This is a genomic window from Haloterrigena sp. KLK7 (assembly GCF_037914945.1).
Classification (GTDB): domain Archaea; phylum Halobacteriota; class Halobacteria; order Halobacteriales; family Natrialbaceae; genus Haloterrigena; species Haloterrigena salinisoli.
Map to the genome: position 1 here is coordinate 1,081,073 of NZ_CP149787.1, position 17,548 is coordinate 1,098,620.

Here is a 17,548-nt window from a genome sequence, read left to right on the forward strand (position 1 = left end):
AACGTGATCCGTGCGAGGAGCCGAGTATCGCCCTCGAGCGGCCGAACGATCCGTTCGGCGGCGTGGTCATGCGCCCGCGTTTAGGACGGCGGTCGCGTACGGAGCCGTATGGCCGACGCCAGACTGGGACGGACCGTCGATAAGCCCGGGCGGAACGCGGCGCTGGCCTGGGTCGTCACGCTCGTCCTCGTCGCCCTCGCGATCAACCACGGTCTCGCCGAGTCGTATCGCTGGTTCGCCTTCACCGGCTTCGCGGTCGCGATCGTGTTGCTCCCCGTCGCCGCGTTCCTGGATCCGCTCGCGATGCCGCCGTGGGAGCTGCTGGTGCTGGTCGCCGTCCCCGTCGTCGACGCGACGGTGTTCGGCCAGTCCCCGCTGACGACGGTCGCGACCTACGTCGCCGTCGCCGCGGTCGCGCTCGTCGCGACCGTCGAGATCGATCGGTTCACCGCGGTCCGAATGAATCACGCGTTCGCGATCGTCCTCGTCGTGCTCACGACGCTGGCGGTCGCCGGGACGTGGAACGTCGCCCAGTGGCTGGCCGACGCGACCCTCGGCACGCACTACCTCCACGACGGCCGCTCGCAGGACGCCGCCAACCGTGCGCTGATGATCGACTTCGCGTACGCGGCACTGGCCGGGTTCCTCGCGAGCGTCGTCTTCGGTCGCTACGTCGCCTACGCGCCGGAAGGTAGCGATCGCACGCGGACGTACGCGTCCGGCGACTCCCCGGACGACAGCGATCCAGATGACGGCCCGAACGACGACGCGCCGGACGAGGAACCCGACCCGGTGCCGAGTCTGATCCGTGACCAATTGGACGTTCCCGACCGGATCGTCGAGTTACTCTCGCGGGTCATGCAGGTCGCCCTCGCCGTCCTCCTGCTGTACGGACTCTTCACGCGGGACCTGACGACGGTCTCCAACAGCGCCATCGCGCTCGGGATCACGTTCCTCCCCGCGGTCTTCGAGCGAGACCGGCGACTGCCCCTCGAGCCGGGACTGGTCTTCTGGCTCACGGCGGCGGTGTTCCTGCACGCGCTGGGGTCGGCCGGCCTGTACGCGTTCATCGGTCCGTGGGACAGCCTGACCCACACCGTCTCGGCGTCGATCGTCGCCGCCGCGGGGTACGCCGTCGTCCGGGCGATCGACCTCCACACCGACGAGATCTACTTCCCGCCGCGGATGCTGGTCGCCTTCATCCTCGTGTTCGTGCTGGCGTTCGGCGTCCTCTGGGAACTGCTCGAGTTCGCGCTCGACTGGAGCGCCCAGCGGCTCGGGCTCAGCGCGGTCGTCGCCCAGCACGGACTCGACGACACGATCGTCGACCTCGTCTACGACGTCGTCGGCGCCGCCGTCGCCGCCATCTGGGGTTCGTTCTACCTCACCGAGCTCTCGCATCGGATCGCCAGCCAGCTCGAGAACTGAGTACCGGCCGGCGACGCGAACCGACGCTCGCGAGGGGCCCGCCGCGACGCCGGCTCGTCCACCTTACGCCGACTCGTCGATCTCGTCTCGCTCGGCGCGCTCGATCGGATACCGCTGACCGTCGGCGAGATCCGCGAGCGCGTCGTCGCCGATCGACTCGACGTCGGCCAGCAGTCCCGCCTCGAACTCGGCGACGAGTTGGTAGGTCAGTTTCCCGTCGTCGGTGACGCCCGCCGGAAGGACCCGCTCGCGAAGTCGCTTCGCGAGGTCGTCGTCCTCGTCCAGCCGCGCTACCGCATCGTCGAAGTGTTCGATCCCGCGGCCGACCGCGTGGTGAAACTCCACGAGCGCGCCGTGGGCCCGGCGGAACTCCTCGAGGCCGCGTTCGATCTCCTCGAGGGCGGCTCGCTCGTCGTCGGACAGGTCGGCGATCGGAGACAGGTCACTCATACCGACCGTCTCTCGGTCGAGTAGTTAGAGATACGGCCTGAATTGACGGGGTGGCGCGGTCGGTGAAACCGGAGCGCGGACCGAGCGCTCTCGCGGGACGCCTCTCGTCTGCACGGGTCGGACGGTCAGTCGACGGGACCGAAACCGGCGGCCGGACCCGCGGCGGTCATCCGTACACGCGCTCCGCGAAGAGCAACGCGACGAGTCCGAAGATGATGATCGTGTACGAAACCGCGGCGAACAGGGCGTCTTGCGTGCTCGCGTACTCGCTCGTCCGGAAGATGATCGCTTTTCGGATCATCGCGATCACTCCCGTGTAGATCACGAGCCTGACGATCTGTCGGGTGTCGCTCTCCTGCGTGTACGCGATGACCGTGTGATACACCTCGACGATTATCAGCAACAGGAGCCCCGTGTCGATGAACCCGATGACGACGAGCGGATCGGTGATGTTTCCCGTTCGGATCGACCGCAGGATCTGCAGCGTCAGGTCGACGACGCCGATCGCGAAGAGGACCGCGAAGACCCACGCGGCGACCAGTTCGACGTATCGAATGAACTGGTCCGCCACCGCGGCGATCCGATCGGGATCGACGACGGTAGCGGGAGCGTCGGACGCCGGCCCTCGAGAACCGTTGTCGTCGTCAGACATGGCCGTTCGGAGACCGTACGGTCCAGACGTCGACTCGGACGAGGATAAGCGTTCCCGGGCGGAGGGACGTCGTACGCCGGCGACGGTTCCGTCCACTCTCATTCCGTTACCGAAGGCCGACGCGATCGTGCTCGCCGGCGATCACAGACGGGTCCCGCCGTACCGCGCCACGGACGGTCCCGGGACCACGACCGCGAAGCGAGTATCGCTTCGGGCGAAACGCAGGAGTATCGTCGACCGGGCCACCTACTCGAGGCGGTCCGCGAGGTCGTGGACGCTCTCGACCACGGCGTCGGGGTCGCGTCCGAGACGCTCCCGCGGAGCGTCCTGTTCGGGCCGCGCGAGCCACGCCCCACGCATGCCCGCGTGCTTGGCGCCCCACACGTCGCGCAGCCTCCCGCCGGAGACGTGCAGGATCTCCTCGATCGGCGCGCCGATGCGGTCGGCGGCGTGGCGGTAGATCGCCGGGTCCGGCTTGTAGGTCTCGACCTCGTCCGCGCTGATCGTCCGCGCGATCGTTCCCTCGAGGTCGGCGGCCGCGACGAGGTGCTCGAGCATTTCCGGGGTTCCGTTCGAGAGAACGGAGACCTCGTAGCCCGCGTCGGCGAGTCGCTCGATCCCGTCGGTGACGTCGTCGAAGACGGTGAGCCGCTCCTCGTAGACCTCGCGCCGGATTCGATCGCGGACCTCGGTGGACGCCTCGTAATCGGTCTCCTCGAGGGCGTACTCGAGTCCCTGCCCGATCAACTCCCAGAAGGGACGGTACTCGTCGATGTCGTTCGCGATCATCGAATACTCGATGTACCGGCTCCGCCACAGTTGCGAGACCCGTTCCCCGTCCTCGATCGCCGGGACGCGCTCCTCGAGGACGTCGGCCTGCGATCCGACGTCGACCAGCGTCGTATACGAGTCGACCGTAATCGTCTCAATGTCGTCCACGTTCCTCCCAGCGGACGGACCGGTATAAGGGTGTTTTCGAGGGGACCGATCGTGGAACGACGATCACGCCCCGGGCCGTCTTCGATCTGCTCCGGCCGGTAGCCGGTGCGCTTCCGATGGCAGCGCCGCCTCGGACCCGACCGACAATTTCGTTCCGCGTTACCGTTTCCCAACCCCTAAGCGACCGGCGACCGTACTCACTGCGTGATCTCGCTCGGCCAGCTCTACGCCGCGATCCTCGCCGCGCTCCTGCTCGGCGCCCTCGGCGTTAGCATCCCCGTTCTCCGAGGGGTCGTCCGAGAGGGACGCGAGCGCCGGCGACAGCGACGGGCGGGCGAACTGGACCGCGAGACCGACGACGAGGCGTCCGACCGGGTCACGTCCCCGCCCCTCGAGGGAGAGACGACGGGGCGGAGGCGCGCGACGTGCCGGCAGTGTGGCGCGGAGAACGATCCGCAGTTCACGTACTGCCGCCGTTGTGCGACGCCCCTCTGACGCACGCAGGGCTCACAGCGGCGGTCGGCGTCTCGCGACGGACGGGCAACGCGTCGGCGGCGACCGATACGGTTCGAGCCGCGAACTGGCGGCCGATTTCGACTGTCGGATCGGGGACGTCTTCCGCTACGAACCGGCCGACGACTGATCGACCGCGGGCGACGATCACGTCGATCCCCAATCCGTTCGCGAAGGCCGATGCGATCACCGACGGCCTGTATCGGAACGACGCCGACGTCAGAGCGGGATCGCGGCAGAAGCGCTCAGTCGGCCGCCTCGGTCAGCCGCTGTACCTCGTCGTCGGACAGCGAGAGCTGCGAGGCCGCGACGTTCGACTCGAGGTGCTCGGGATCGGACGTCCCCGGAATCGGGAGGATGACGTCCGAGCGCTCGAGGAGCCACGCCAGGGCGACCTGGCGGCGCGTCGCGTCGTGCTCGTCTCCGATCTCGTCGAGGAGGTCGCCGTGCTCGTCGACGTCGTCGCCGTTGATCGGCGCCCACGGGATGAAGCCGATGCCCTCCTCGGTACAGAGTTCGAGGGCGTCGGCGGCGCCGCGGTCCCCGACGTTGTACCGGTTCTGGACGGTCGCGATCTCGACCTGTTCGCGGGCCTGATCGATGTGTTCGGGCGAGACGTTGCTGAGCCCCACCTCGCTGACGAGCCCCTGGTCTTTGAGTTCGGCGAAGGCCGCCACGGAGTCCTCGAACGGCGTGTCGTCGTCGGGACGGTGGAACTGGTAGAGGTCGATGGTCTCCGTCTGGAGGCGATCCAGCGAGGTGAGCACCTGATTACGGATGTAATCGGGATCGCCGTGGGCGAGCCACTCGCCCTCGCGGTTGCGCAGCAGGCCGGCCTTGGTCGCGACCAGCACGTCGTCGCGGTCGCCGATCGCCTCGCCGATGAGGCGCTCGCTCACCGCGGGCCCGTAGGAGTCGGCCGTGTCGACGAGATCGACGCCGACCTCGACCGCTCGCTGGAGCACCTCGCGAGCCTGTTCCTCGTCGTCCGGCGGTCCGATGATCTCGTCACCGGTGAGACGCATCGCCCCGAAGCCGAGCCGATGGACGGTTCTGTCGCCGATCTCGAACGTGTCGCTCTCGTTTTGCGGTGTCTCGCTCACGGGCGTGCTACTGCGGGCGGACTGATAATCGTTGGCCACGGCTACCTCGGGTTCCGGTTTCCGCCCGCTCGAGGTCTCGGTCGCCGCCTCGGACCGAGTGGAGCGATTCGGTCGAGGCGCCGTGACGGCCCAAAATTCGGGTTAGAAGTCTTCCCCGGTCGCTTCTTCGGCCGTTTCTTCGATTCCTTCCGAAATCGCTTCTTCTGCCCCGCCCGAGAGGTACCCCTCGATCGTCTCCGCCAGTATCTCGAGTACGCTCATAATTCATGGTTAACCTGATAGTACAATAATCTGTTGTGTTCGCGATACTCGAGGAGTTCTATCTACTCCGACAGAGAAAACGGGCCGGGTGCCTCGGGGCGTGACCCCGAGGCGGTTCACGAAGACAGCCATTCGTTCGAATCCCGACGTACTCGATCAGAGGTCATGGAAATCGCAGTCTCAGGGTCCACGAAGTCGTTTACACGAGCCGTGCTTCCCGGATTTGAACCACGCGAACGCCTCACGGTCGTTCGACGTTCTCTACTTCAAATCCGCTCGGAGAGATTTCTGCTGCTCGCGGAGTTGCTCGCAGCAGAAATGCAGCCTCCCGAATTTGAACCTCGCCGAGACGTTCCTGCTCGCTACGCTCGCGGGCTGCGACTCGTCTGGTTCAAACCGGTCGGGTTCCATTTCTGTCGCTCACGAATTGTTCGCGACAGAAATGCCGCCTCCCGGATTTGAACCGGGGACAGCTCGATCTTCAGTCGAGTGCTCTCCCAGTCTGAGCTAAGGCGGCGCACCTCTATCTCTGTCGATCGTATAAAAAAGGATTTCGAATCGGAGACGGTGTGCCAGCCGTCTGCATGAGTCTCATTTCGTCTGCAATCGATGCGGTTAGGAAAACACATCGAGAAGTAACGCGGAGAATACGCTCGAGTTTATCAGTCATTGATGCTTGTCTGTTGGATTTTTAGATATTCAAGACACCCTTTTCCGGGCTGGCGAGTAATATCGTGTTATGGAGGGACTTACCTCGAGTCAGGAGGGTCGACACCTCTCTGCAGATACCATCCTCGAACTGCTCGCGAATCGTCGGCGGCGGTACCTCCTCTATGCGCTCCGCGGGCAGGAAGACCCGATCGAGCTCTCGACGCTGGCCGAACAGGTCGCCGGCTGGGAACACGACGTACCGCCGGACGAAGTCGCCAAAAACGAGTACAAGAGCGTCTACGTCTCCTCCGTTCAGTGTCACGTCCCGAAACTGGCCGACGCGGGCGTCGTCGACCACGACGAGGACAACCACACCGTCGTCCTCGGGGACAACTTTAATCAGCTCGAGCCGTACCTCCGCGTCGTCGTCAAGGACGAACCGGAGAACTCGACGCTCCACGCCGCGCTCGAACACGAGTCCGGCGACGGCCTCCTGGGACGCGTCCGGGAGAACGTCGCCAGACTCAAGCAGTGATCCGATCCGAATCGCGTCGAACCGATGACGGTCGACGAGCGCCGCTCGAGGCACAGTGGCTGTTTCTCGCGGGCGGATTCGTTCCGGACGACTCGAGACGAGCGGTGAAACGGTGCGCCGCGAGGCTCTCAGCGCGGGAAAGCGATTCCGGCCGCGCGAAACCGATCGCTAGCGACGTATTTTCGAGTTGCCAGCCGGACGGCAGTGGCTGTGGAGACGGTCCATAATACGACGTTTCGTTCCAACTGGAACCACCTCGTGGAAGGAAACGGAGCGAATCGAACGCTACCGGAGCCGAGAGGTTCACCCGCGTCGGAGAGTCACGAGCGACGGAATGGACCGCATACCTGACTGTAACGTGCAGTGCCTTCTCGTGGCGGTTCGGAACAACCGCCACAGACGAGCCGACGGCCCAGCGTGCGGGCCCGCCTCGGCCGCGTTGCCGGGACGCTGCGATCGGAGGGGCCGCGCTCACCCCGAGCATTCCGCCGTCTGCGACTTGCATCAGTTCGAACCGCGGGTCGGTGGGGACCCGATACCGGTGACAGGTGAGCGATCGGGCACTACTGACGGAGTGGCGAGGTCAGTCACCAATGGCGGCGTGGCGAGCGTACTGCGATCGGGAACCGTCGTAACGCGGCAGTGGGGAGTCGTAACGGGGCAGTGGCGAGCGTAATGCGGCCGCTACCGACTCGCCACGCGCTCGGCGCGAGAGCCGTCTCGAGTGGTATCAGTCGAGTACCGCTCGTACGGGCACACCTAACTAACCGACACGAACGCGTCGTCCGGGACGAGCTATGCTCGAGTCTCGAGACGAGGACACGTTCCGACCGGCGCCCGCCGAAGCGGAGTGGGTGCCCCAGTCGAAGTCCGGCGTCGTCGGCGTCCGCATCGCGACCACGGAGGGCGATCGACCGTCGTCCTCGGAGTGGCTCTGGTCCACGCAGTGGCTGGACCTCGTGGCCAAGCGCTGACCCGCTTCGCCGTCGGGCGCGTCGTCCGTCGACCGCGTCGTCGTTTTCCTCCCGTTACGGCTCAGTCCCGGCCAGATCGCGACGGTCCGGATGGTCGCCGGTGGTCCCGTTCCGAGCGCACCGTTCCCGGTGTGTCATCCACGCCCGGTGGCGGACGAGGACGCCGACATCCCGGTGTTAGACGAGGCGACGAGCGACCTCGACGCGACCATCGAACGGCGCATCCGGGACGGCATCGAATCGATGGCCCGAGAGTACGCCATCGTCGCCATCGCCCATCGCCTCTCGACGTCTGCGAGGCCGACCGGATCTACTACGCGGACCTGGACGCCCCGTCGTGATTTCCGAGCACGCGTAGCGAGGCGTCTCGAGTCATCTGCGGTCGTTCGTCGTCGCTCGAGCGGGTTCGTAGTTGGAGTGACTCGAGTCGGTTCGAAGACGGCACTGACTCGAGTGGAGAAGGGCTCGGGCGGGTTCGAACCACGCCGAGACGTGCTCACTGCGTTGCGCGCGTCTCGTCTAGTTCGAACCGCCCTCGATCCACATACCTGCTGCTCGCGACGTTGCTCGCAGCAGGAAGTGGGCTCGGGCGGGTTCGAACCACCGACCTCGGCCTTGTAAAGGCCGCGTCATGACCAGCTAGACCACGAGCCCGCATCCGAACCAAGTCACCCCGTCCGAATAACCTTTACTTTCTCGAGTTCGACATCGACCATGGCCCTCGAGCGCGTCCAGAAGGTCCTCCTGGCGATTGCAGCCGTCGGCGTGATCGTCATGCTCGTTCTCCAGATGGGGCTGGTCGAACCGCCGTGGACCGAAGACGAGGGCACCGTCCGCGTCGTCGACGGCGACACCGGTGCGGAGCTCGCGACCGTCGAGGTCGAGGTCGCGGACACCCGAAACGAGCGCTACACCGGATTGAGCGACCACGAATCGCTCGCGGACGGCCAGGGAATGCTGTTCGTCCACGGCGACGAGGACGAGCGGACCTACGTGATGCGGGAGATGGACTTCGACATCGACATCGTCTTCGTCGGCGCCGACGGCGAAATCACGGCGATCGAACACGCCCGCGCGCCCGAGGCCGGCGAGGACGGCGAGGAACTCGAGTACTCCGGCGAAGCGAAGTGGGTCCTCGAGGTGCCGCGGGGCTACGCCAACGAGACGGGAATGGCGGCCGGCGACGAGGTCGACATCGAGTACGAGTGAGGCGTCGCCCGCACTCCGCACGCCACTGTTTCGGTTCGTAGCAACCCTTATTGGCGGCCGTCCCGGAATCGGAACAATGAGCGGGAGTGGCGTCGACTGGGAGGACGAGGACCCGTTCGAGGAACAACGCGAGGAGATCGAGAACCCGATGAAGCGGCTGTTCCTCGAGTACGGACGCAACTACACGTTTCAGGCGATCGTCGGCGTCTTCGCGAGTATCTTCGCCCGCGTCCTCGATCTGTTGCCGCCGATCATGCTGGCGGTCGCCCTCGACGCCGTGTTCCGCGACGAGGCCGCCAGTTACGCCGGGGCGTTACCCTTCGGCGGCGACCTGGTCGCACCGTACGTCCCCGCGACCCAAGAGGGACAGTTCTACCTGACCGTCGGCGTCATCGCGGCCGCGTTCTTCCTCGGTGCGACGTTTCACTGGCTGCGCAACTGGGGGTTCAACGCCTTCGCCCAGAACATCCAGCACGACATCCGGACCGACACCTACGACAAGATGCAGCGGCTGAACATGAACTTCTTCGCGGACAAGCAGACCGGCGAGATGATGTCGATCCTCTCGAACGACGTCAACCGCCTCGAGCGCTTTCTCAACGACGGGATGAACTCCCTGTTTCGGATGGCGGTGATGATCGTCGGGATCGGCGTGATTCTCTTCGCCTACAACTGGCAACTCGCGCTGGTCGCCCTGCTCCCGGTGCCGCTGATCGCCGGGTTCACCTACCTGTTCGTCAGGATCATCCAGCCCAAGTACGCCGCCGTCCGCTCGACCGTCGGCAAGGTCAACTCCCGCCTCGAGAACAACCTCGGCGGGATTCAGGTCATCAAGTCGAGCACCACCGAAGACTACGAGTCCGAGCGGGTCGAGGACGTCTCGCAGGATTACTTCGACGCCAACTGGGACGCCATCGAGACGCGAATCAAGTTCTTCCCGGGACTGCGCGTCCTCGCCGGCATCGGCTTCGTCGTCACGTTCCTCGTCGGCGGCCTGTGGGTCTTCCAGGGACCCCCTGGACCCTTCTCCGGCACGCTGACCGAAGGCGAGTTCGTCGTCTTCATCCTCTACACGCAGCGCTTCATCTGGCCGATGGCGCAGTTCGGGCAGATCATCAACATGTATCAGCGCGCTCGCGCCTCCTCGGCGCGGATGTTCGGCCTGATGGACGAACCGAGCCAAGTGGCAGAGAACCCCGACGCCACCGAACTCGAGGTGACGGAGGGTCGCGTCGAGTACGACCACGTCACCTTCAGCTACGGTGATAGCGGGGCGCAAAGCGCCTCGCAGACGCCGACCGAGGAGCGCAGCGACTCGGGAGACGACGAGACCATCGTCGAGGACGTCGACTTCACCGTCGCGGGCGGCGAGACGCTGGCGCTCGTCGGTCCCACGGGCGCGGGCAAGTCGACCGTTCTCAAACTCCTCCTGCGGATGTACGACGTCGACGAGGGAGCGATCACTGTCGACGGACGAGACATCCGCGACGTCACCCTCGAGAGTCTCCGAGAGTCGATCGGCTACGTCAGCCAGGATACCTTCCTCTTCTACGGCACCGTCGAGGAGAACATCAAATACGGCACGTTCGGCGCCGACCGCGAGGACGTGGTCGAGGCCGCGAAGATGGCCGAGGCCCACGACTTCATTCGGAACCTCCCCGACGGCTACGACACCGAGGTCGGCGAGCGCGGCGTCAAACTCTCGGGCGGCCAGCGCCAGCGCATCTCCATCGCGCGGGCGATCCTCAAGGATCCCGAGATCCTCGTCTTAGACGAGGCGACCAGCGACGTCGACACCGAGACGGAGATGCTCATCCAGCGCTCGATCGACGAACTCGCTGCCGACCGGACCACGTTCGCCATCGCCCACCGCCTCTCGACGATCAAGGACGCCGACCAGATCCTGGTCCTCGAGGGCGGCGAGATCGTCGAACGCGGCGCCCACGGGGAGTTGCTCGAGAACGGCGGACTCTACTCGCATCTCTGGGGCGTCCAGGCCGGCGAGATCGACGAACTCCCTCAGGAGTTCATCGAGCGCGCCCAGCGCCGACAGGCGCGGACGGAGGTCGACGTGGACGCCGGCGACGATGACGACTGAGTCGCCCCAGTCGCTCGAGCGATCGATCGACTACGAAAAACAAAAGAGCCGGGACGGCCGTCAGAACGACTCCTGTCCCTCCTGATCGTCCTGATCCGGCGCGCCCTCGTCCTGTCGCTGCTCGCCCGCCGCGGGCGGGGTCCGGTCGCTGTAGTTCTTCCGACCGATCGCGTCGTCGCCGACCATGTTCATGATCGCCGTCTCGATGTCGCCGTAGTCCTGATACTCCTCCTGGTTGAGTGGACCGATGAGCTCCTCGAGGGTCGTCGTGTTCCCCTCCATTTCGATCTCCTCGTCGCCGTAGCGGTCGAACAGTTCGTCCTCGCTCAGCGGGTAGTCCGCGGACTTGAGTTCGTCGCCGAGATCGCCGAGGTCGACGCCGAGTTGGCGGTCCTCATTAGTCATGTGAGGAGAGTGGGTACGCCTTCGGAAACCGGTTAGCCCTGCGTTCGCCACCGCTTCCGTCGACCGACTGGATCGCCGGCGACGGACCGGTCGCCCGACGACCGCGGAACTTTCATGTCCGCCCCGCGGGAGTACTCGCGCATGGACCTACGCGACGCGACGTGGACGGACGCCCGCGACTGCGAGACGGATCTGGCGGTCGTCCCCGTCGGCAGCACGGAACAGCACGGCCCCCACGCCCCCCTGGGAACGGACGTGGTCGCCGCGGAAGCGGTCGCCGACGCCGGCGTCGAGCGCGTCGACCGCGAGGTCGTCCGCGCGCCGGCGATTCCGGTCGGCATCGCCGAGGAACACCGCCAGTTTCCCGGCACGATGTGGGTCTCCGAGGAGACCTTTCGGGACTACGTCGGCGAGGCCGTCGAGAGCCTCGCCCACCACGGCTTCGATCGGATCGTCGTCGTCAACGGCCACGGCGGCAACGTCGACGCGCTACGGGAGGTCGGCGGCCGGATCACCCGCGACGGCGACGCCTACGCCGTCCCCTTCACCTGGTTCGAGGCCGTCGGCGAACACTCCGCGGAGATGGGCCACGGCGGCCCGCTCGAGACCGCCCTGCTGCGCCACTGCGCGCCGGAACTCGTTCGCGAGGAACGGATCGAGGAGGCACGGGACGGACGGGCCGAGAGCTGGGGCGATTGGCTGAGCTATACGAATCTGGCCTACGACGCGGCGGAGTTCACCGAAAACGGCGTCGTCGGCGATCCCGCGGACGGGGATCGGCAACGCGGCGAGGAACTGCTCGAGTTGGCGGGCGACGCGCTGGCACGGTTGCTCGAGGCCGTCGCCGAGCGAGACGTCTCACGGCCCGAGCGTCGGGAGTAGCGGCGGACACGGAGATGCGGGCGTCACGTCTCGAGTAACGGCGGCGTCACTCCTCGTCTTCGTCGGACTCGTCGTCCCCGTCGTCCGCCTCTGTGTCGTCCGCTTCGTCCGCTTCGTCTTCCTCGTCTTCCGCGCTTTCGTCCGTGTCCTCGGCTTCCGCCGATTCCTCGGACTCGTCGGCGTCGGTGTCCGGACCGGCGTCCTCGAGCGTGCCCCGAAGCGCGGGAATCGTCGAGGTGAGTTCGCCGACCTGCTCGCCGGCCTCGGAGATGTCCGCGATGGCGTCCTCGAGGTCGCCGATCGCTTCCTCGAGGTCGTCGGCGTCCTCGAAGGCGTCGGCGCGCTGGCCCATCGTGAACCACTTCTTGGCGTCGCGGAGGTGCTCCTCGGCGTCGCCGGCGTCCAGCGCGGAGTTGAGTCCGTTGAGCACGCCGAGCACGTTGTCGGCGTCCGTCTCCCAGACGTCGTCGGCGTCCGGCAGCGCCGCCCAGCCGTCCTCGAGCGAGGATTCGACGTCTGCGCGCATCTCGTTTGCGGCCTCGCCGAACAGTTCCTCGTCGTCGCCGAATGTCGCTTGGCTCATAGCTCACTCTTCACGGGGACCGGGGTTAAAAGGTCGCCCGAAAGTGAAAGTGAAAACCGACTCGAGCGAGTCGATATCGGCCGAACGGGAGCGAGATTTCGAAAGGGAGGTGACTCGACGTAATCCGGTACCGATACCGGTACCGGTACTCGCCGGTGATCCAGAGCCGATTCGAGCGGGTACGACTCGGTCGCGGTGCCTCGCGTACCGGGTTCGAGTCGCCCGGCGCTCGAGGGGGGGGGCGAAGCGGAACGTCACCCGTAGAGGTGTTTCTTCGCCGCTTCCTCGTCGTCGACGCGCGGGTGATTCGACCACTCGTTCATCTTCTCGACGCAACAGGAGAGACAGAAGAGGTGATACGTATTCGGATTTCGACAGTTCTCCCGCTCCAGCCACCATCCTTCGGTCTCGCTCCCGTCGACGAGGGTTTCGCACTCGAGACAGGATTTCGGTTCGCCCGGCGGGTTCGGTCTGGGCCAGTACAGTCGCATCGGCCGCGAGTTCGACGAGTGTGGATATTGTTATCGTCTGGGTATCGCTAAATAGAGGGCTGACGGTGTGTTTATTGTAGTATTACCGTTCGGTATACCTTCGTTCTAGCGGCGACTCCCGTCTCCGATCGACCCGTGACCGGACCCGAGACTCGAGCGCCTACTGACGACCGCGGACGGACTCGACGCGCATCAGCGGATAGCCGTCCTCCATCGCCATGCGGGTGACGACCTCGCGGCCCTCGTAGTCGACGACGATCTCGACCTCGAGGAACCGGCCCGTCAGCTCGGTGTAGTCGGCCGCCGAGTCGGCGAGTTCGGCCTCGAGTTCGTCGGTGCGGACGTCGACGGTGACGTCGGTGCAGTGGGGCTGGTTCTCGATGGCCTCCTCCATCGCCGTCTCGAGGCTGGCGGCGCTGTCGGGCGAGACGGGCGTGCCGGCGAACTGGTGGTAGAGCGTACCGAACTTGATGCCGGCCTCGAAGCAGGCGGCCTCGGCGTCGGTGGGATCGGTCGCAGTCATACGCGGATTCTCGGGTGCGCTCGGGAAGGGGATTGCGATGCGGGCGGACGGTCGATCGAGACGCAGTGTGGGTCACGGGCACGCTATCGAAAATAGGAGACAGCGACGAGAGTGAGATGCTCACTCGAGGAGTCGTGATCGGCCTCCCGGCGTCAGGGCGGAATGCCGTAGATATCGTCGTCGACGTCGATCATGTAGACGTTGTCCATTCGGTCGATGTCGTCGATGCGAGCGACGTCGTCGTCGTCGAGTTCCCACTCGAAGAGGTCGATATTCTGTCGGAGATGGTCCGCCGATGACGACTTGGGCAGCACGACCGCGTCCTTCCGGAGCGTCCACTTCAGGGCGATCTGTGCCGGCGTCTTCTCGTAGGTATCGGCGATATCGTTCAACACCGGGTCCTCGAACAGTTCGGTTCTGGCCAGCGGCGCGGCCGCCTCGACGACGATGTCGTGCCGCTGGCAGTACTCGATCAACTCCTCGCGGTAGTACCACGGATGGAGTTCGATCTGATTGACCGCGATCGGCACGTCGGCCACCTTCCGGGCGAACGTGAGCTGATACCGGCTGAAGTTGCTGACGCCGACGTTTCGGATCAGTCCCTCCTCGTGGGCTCGCTCGAGGGCATCGAACGTCTCTCGCAGCGAGATCGCCGGGTTCGGCCAGTGGATGAGATACAGGTCCAGGTAGGACGTGCCGAGTTTGTCGAGTGACGCCTCCAGGGACTCGAACACGTCGTCGTAGTGGAGGTTCGACGGAAGCACCTTGGACGTGAGAAACACGTCCTCTCGGTCGTGCTCGGCGAGAACCTCGCCGATCTCGGCTTCGTTCTGGTACCCCTCCGCCGTGTCGACGTGGGTGTAGCCGAGATCGAGCGCGGTTCGGACCGACTCTTTCACGGCGTCGCCGCCGATGTCCCACGTACCGGCGCCGACGACCGGAATCTCGTCACCGCTCGGAAGCGATTGAGTTGGTACTTCGTCCATAAAAATCACGGCTCACCGTTTCCTGGCAACGCACAAAATAGCTACGAACGACGGTGATATCGCGGAATCGCTGGGCTCACGACCGGAGGTCGAACTCGAGTGAGCGACGAGCGCACGTCGTCCGTCAGCGTTCGAAACGTATGCGACTACCGACCGAACTGCCGCGGAACCGCATGGTACTTATCGACGCTTTCCCTTCCACCGAACGAATGGCACAGTCAGTCCTGCTTACGGGGGCTGCGGGGCGGGTCGGAGAGGCCATCCTCGGCGGCCTCGCGGACGACTACGAGTGGCGGTTGCTGGATCGCGATCCACCGACGGAGGACTACCCCGGCGAGTTCGTCGTCGCGGACATCACCGAAGAGGAGGCCATCCGCGAGGCGATGGAGGGCATCGACGTCGTGCTCCACCTCGCGGGGGATCCCCGAAAGACGGCGCCGTGGGACAGCGTCCTGACGAACAACATCGACGGAACCCAGACGATCTTCGAGGCCGCCGTCGACGCCGGCGTCGAGAAGGTCGCCTTCGCCTCCTCGAACCACGCCGTCGGCCACTACGAGACCGAGGAGCGAACGCCCGAGCTGTACCGCGCCCACGACGACTACCTGCTCGACGGGACGGAACAGCCCCGGCCGGGCAACCTCTACGGCGTCTCGAAGGTCGCCGGCGAGGCGCTCGGTCGCTACTACCACGACGAGTACGGTATCTCGGTAGTCAACGTCCGCATCGGGAATCTCACGGAGAACCACCCGCCGATCGACTACGAACGCGGCCAGGCGATGTGGCTCTCCTACCGGGACTGTGCACACCTCTTCGATCGCTGCATTCAGGCCGACTACGACTACGAGATCGTCTACGGCATCTCCGACAACGACCGGAAGTACTACTCCATCGAGCGCGCCCGCGAGGCGCTGGGCTACGACCCGCAGGACAACTCCGCCGCCCACACCGACGACTGACGGTCGCCGGCGAGTGACTCGAGCAGCGACCCCCTCGAGCAACGGCTTCTAACGCGACTGCAGTGAAAACCGGCAACCGGAACCGGCGGGCCTCGACGTTTTGGTTCCCGCTCCGTCAGTGAGCCTATGGAGTACACGACGCTCGGTTCGACCGGGATGGAAGTCAGTCGCATCGGCCTCGGCTGCATGAGTTTCGGCAGCGGTCGGGAGTGGATGCTCGACCGCGAGGAGGGAACCGAACTCATCGAGCGCGCGATCGACCTCGGGATCAACTTCTTCGACACCGCCAACGTCTACTCCACGGGCGAGTCCGAGGAGATCCTCGGCGACGCCCTCGAGGGGTACGACCGAGACGCGCAGGTCGTCGCGACGAAGGTCTACGCCGAGATGGACCCCGACAACCCAAACGCCAGCGGCCTCTCGCGGAAGGCGATCGAACAGGAGCTCGAGGCCAGCCTCGACCGACTCGGCCTCGAGACCGTCGACCTCTACCAGACCCACCGCTGGGATTACGACACGCCGATCGACGAGACGCTGCGGGCGCTGGACGACGCCGTCCGGCGCGGAAAGGTGCGCTACGTCGGCACCTCCTCGATGTGGGCCCACCAGTTCGCCGAGGCCGTACAGACGAGCGACCGACTCGACCTCGAGCGGTTCGCGACGATGCAGAACCACTACAACCTGTTCTACCGCGAGGAGGAACGCGAGATGCTCCCCCTCTGTGAGAAGGAAGGCGTCGGCGTGATCCCGTGGTCGCCGCTGGCCCGCGGTGTCGGTACCCGCCCGCACGATCAAATCGAGTCGACGACCCGCGGGCAGACGGATCAGTATCTCGAGCAGATCCCCTACCTCGAGGGCGGCGGCGAGGAGATCAACGAACGGGTGCAGGAACTGGCCGCCGAGAAGGGCGTCACGATGGCCCAGATCAGCCTCGCGTGGCTGCTGCACAAGGACTGGGTCGACGCTCCCATCGTCGGCACGACCAGCGTCGAACACTTAGAGGAGGCCGTCGAAGCCCTCGACGTCGATCTCACGGCGTCGGACGTTGCCTACCTCGAGGAGCCCTACGAGCCGCTCCCGATCGCGGGCCACGAGTAGCGACCGCGACGACGGCGGGAACGGCCCAATTACGACGGGATACGCCATCGCGGCGGTCGAGCGGAGAGACCCGATTAGAACAGTCCTTCGACGTCGGACTCGCGAGCCTCGCGCCGACCGACGTGATCCGTGAGCCGCTGATAGATGATCCCGCGGTGGTCGTCCTCGCGGACGAAATCGAACAGCAGCGAAATGAAGCGGCTATCGTCGTCGCCGGCCGCCAGATCGCGTTCGGCGTACTGGCGGGCCGTTTCGACGGGGGTCGCGTCGTAGCCCAGTTCGTCGGCGAGGACGGTCGCGGCGATCGCCGTCGGTTCGAACGCGAGCGTCGACGGCCTCGGCACGGTTCCCTCGTGGACGAGGCGGACCGGCGACCGACGCTCGACGAGTTCGGGATCGGCCGCCAGCGCCTCGAGGAACGATCGCACCGGCGGGAGCCGAACGTCGCGATACTCGGCCGGCAACTCGGCGAGGTACTCCCGGCCGCTCTCGGCCAGCCCGACGGCCCCCTCCCAGTTGCGCTCGCGGGCGTGGACGACCGCAGCTGTGAACTGGATCAGTCCGTGGAGTAATCGCTCGTCGTCGGTGCCGGCCTCGAGATCCAGCCAGTGCTCCTCCCAGGCGTCGTGGGCGGCGTGGTAGTGACTCGCGTTGTAGATCGCGGCCCCCGCCCGGAGCTCGTCGCGCATACCCGTCGTAGGAACTCGAGCCTCGAGACACTGTCGCCGACAGAAACCCGACCGCGGTGGGTGCCGGATATGACCGCCTCCGGCGGGGCGGGCAGACAACTGTGAACAGGGGTACGCTG

At 65.8% G+C, this 17,548-nt stretch carries 19 protein-coding genes, 2 tRNA genes and 1 pseudogene; 10 read left to right on the forward strand and 12 right to left on the reverse strand.

Annotated features, from left to right (window positions below; translation table 11 throughout):
* Positions 1–108 precede the first annotated feature (108 nt).
* Positions 109–1,428: a hypothetical protein gene (locus tag WD430_RS05335; protein WP_339104989.1), complete on the forward strand. Its 1,320-nt coding sequence runs from the start codon at positions 109–111 to the stop codon at positions 1,426–1,428.
* A 63-nt stretch (positions 1,429–1,491) separates the two neighbouring features.
* On the opposite strand, the gene WD430_RS05340 is transcribed toward WD430_RS05335, so the two are convergent.
* The 3 genes from WD430_RS05340 to WD430_RS05350 all read right to left on the reverse strand — a co-directional run bounded on the left by WD430_RS05340 (position 1,492) and on the right by WD430_RS05350 (position 3,469).
* Complete coding sequence (locus WD430_RS05340; RefSeq protein ID WP_339104990.1) at positions 1,492–1,878, reverse strand: hypothetical protein; 387 nt, start codon at positions 1,876–1,878, stop codon at positions 1,492–1,494.
* Between the two features lie 166 nt (positions 1,879–2,044).
* Entirely contained in the window at positions 2,045–2,530 is a 486-nt protein-coding gene (locus WD430_RS05345; protein WP_339104991.1) for a phosphate-starvation-inducible PsiE family protein, read from the reverse strand.
* 246 nt (positions 2,531–2,776) lie between these two features.
* Positions 2,777–3,469, reverse strand: coding sequence for a haloacid dehalogenase type II (locus WD430_RS05350; RefSeq protein WP_339104992.1), 693 nt, complete (start codon positions 3,467–3,469; stop codon positions 2,777–2,779).
* A 204-nt stretch (positions 3,470–3,673) separates the two neighbouring features.
* Between WD430_RS05350 and WD430_RS05355 the strand changes: the two genes are divergently transcribed.
* Entirely contained in the window at positions 3,674–3,964 is a 291-nt protein-coding gene (locus WD430_RS05355; protein ID WP_339104993.1) for a zinc ribbon domain-containing protein, read from the forward strand.
* A gap of 263 nt (positions 3,965–4,227) precedes the next feature.
* Here the strand turns inward: WD430_RS05355 and WD430_RS05360 are convergent, their stop codons facing one another.
* A complete protein-coding gene (locus WD430_RS05360) occupies positions 4,228–5,085 on the reverse strand; it encodes an aldo/keto reductase (protein WP_339104994.1) in 858 nt (285 codons plus the stop codon).
* Positions 5,086–5,789: 704 nt separating this feature from the next.
* Positions 5,790–5,863, reverse strand: a tRNA-Phe gene (locus WD430_RS05365).
* Between the two features lie 222 nt (positions 5,864–6,085).
* Here WD430_RS05365 and WD430_RS05370 point away from each other — a divergent pair.
* The 3 genes and pseudogenes from WD430_RS05370 to WD430_RS22580 all read left to right on the forward strand — a co-directional run.
* Positions 6,086–6,532 (forward strand): hypothetical protein, encoded by a 447-nt coding sequence (locus WD430_RS05370; RefSeq protein ID WP_339104995.1) that lies wholly within the window; start codon positions 6,086–6,088, stop codon positions 6,530–6,532.
* A 797-nt stretch (positions 6,533–7,329) separates the two neighbouring features.
* Complete coding sequence (locus WD430_RS05375) at positions 7,330–7,506, forward strand: hypothetical protein (protein ID WP_339104996.1); 177 nt, start codon at positions 7,330–7,332, stop codon at positions 7,504–7,506.
* 156 nt (positions 7,507–7,662) lie between these two features.
* Positions 7,663–7,820: pseudogene (locus tag WD430_RS22580) on the forward strand (ABC transporter ATP-binding protein); the annotation flags it as partial.
* Between the two features lie 266 nt (positions 7,821–8,086).
* On the opposite strand, the gene WD430_RS05380 reads toward WD430_RS22580, so the two are convergent.
* A tRNA-Val gene (locus WD430_RS05380) sits at positions 8,087–8,160 on the reverse strand.
* Positions 8,161–8,220: 60 nt separating this feature from the next.
* Here WD430_RS05380 and WD430_RS05385 point away from each other — a divergent pair.
* Together WD430_RS05385 and WD430_RS05390 are read left to right on the forward strand one after the other, a co-directional pair.
* Positions 8,221–8,715 (forward strand): DUF192 domain-containing protein, encoded by a 495-nt coding sequence (locus tag WD430_RS05385; RefSeq protein WP_339104997.1) that lies wholly within the window; start codon positions 8,221–8,223, stop codon positions 8,713–8,715.
* A 76-nt stretch (positions 8,716–8,791) separates the two neighbouring features.
* Positions 8,792–10,813, forward strand: a complete 2,022-nt coding sequence (locus WD430_RS05390) for an ABC transporter ATP-binding protein (RefSeq protein ID WP_339104998.1) — start codon at positions 8,792–8,794, stop codon at positions 10,811–10,813.
* Positions 10,814–10,873: 60 nt separating this feature from the next.
* Here WD430_RS05390 and WD430_RS05395 read toward each other — a convergent pair whose 3' ends face one another.
* Complete coding sequence (locus WD430_RS05395; RefSeq protein ID WP_339104999.1) at positions 10,874–11,218, reverse strand: hypothetical protein; 345 nt, start codon at positions 11,216–11,218, stop codon at positions 10,874–10,876.
* 141 nt (positions 11,219–11,359) lie between these two features.
* Between WD430_RS05395 and WD430_RS05400 the strand changes: the two genes are divergently transcribed.
* Positions 11,360–12,100, forward strand: a complete 741-nt coding sequence (locus tag WD430_RS05400) for a creatininase family protein (RefSeq protein WP_339105000.1) — start codon at positions 11,360–11,362, stop codon at positions 12,098–12,100.
* Positions 12,101–12,146: 46 nt separating this feature from the next.
* Here WD430_RS05400 and WD430_RS05405 read toward each other — a convergent pair whose 3' ends face one another.
* From WD430_RS05405 to WD430_RS05420, 4 genes are all read right to left on the reverse strand, one after another.
* The gene (locus WD430_RS05405) at positions 12,147–12,683 is read right to left on the reverse strand and encodes a DUF5790 family protein (RefSeq protein WP_339105001.1); all 537 of its coding nucleotides are present in this window, start codon (positions 12,681–12,683) and stop codon (positions 12,147–12,149) included.
* A 254-nt stretch (positions 12,684–12,937) separates the two neighbouring features.
* A complete protein-coding gene (locus WD430_RS05410) occupies positions 12,938–13,174 on the reverse strand; it encodes a hypothetical protein (protein ID WP_339105002.1) in 237 nt (78 codons plus the stop codon).
* Positions 13,175–13,334: 160 nt separating this feature from the next.
* A complete protein-coding gene (locus WD430_RS05415) occupies positions 13,335–13,697 on the reverse strand; it encodes a dihydroneopterin aldolase family protein (RefSeq protein ID WP_339105003.1) in 363 nt (120 codons plus the stop codon).
* 152 nt (positions 13,698–13,849) lie between these two features.
* Positions 13,850–14,683: an aldo/keto reductase gene (locus tag WD430_RS05420; RefSeq protein ID WP_339105005.1), complete on the reverse strand. Its 834-nt coding sequence runs from the start codon at positions 14,681–14,683 to the stop codon at positions 13,850–13,852.
* Between the two features lie 209 nt (positions 14,684–14,892).
* On the opposite strand from WD430_RS05420, the gene azf reads away from it, so the two are divergent.
* Complete coding sequence (azf, locus tag WD430_RS05425) at positions 14,893–15,642, forward strand: NAD-dependent glucose-6-phosphate dehydrogenase Azf (protein ID WP_339105006.1); 750 nt, start codon at positions 14,893–14,895, stop codon at positions 15,640–15,642.
* A gap of 126 nt (positions 15,643–15,768) precedes the next feature.
* Complete coding sequence (locus WD430_RS05430) at positions 15,769–16,740, forward strand: aldo/keto reductase (protein WP_339105007.1); 972 nt, start codon at positions 15,769–15,771, stop codon at positions 16,738–16,740.
* Between the two features lie 74 nt (positions 16,741–16,814).
* Here the strand turns inward: WD430_RS05430 and WD430_RS05435 are convergent, their stop codons facing one another.
* Positions 16,815–17,429, reverse strand: a complete 615-nt coding sequence (locus tag WD430_RS05435; protein ID WP_339105008.1) for a DUF309 domain-containing protein — start codon at positions 17,427–17,429, stop codon at positions 16,815–16,817.
* Positions 17,430–17,548: the final 119 nt, after the last annotated feature.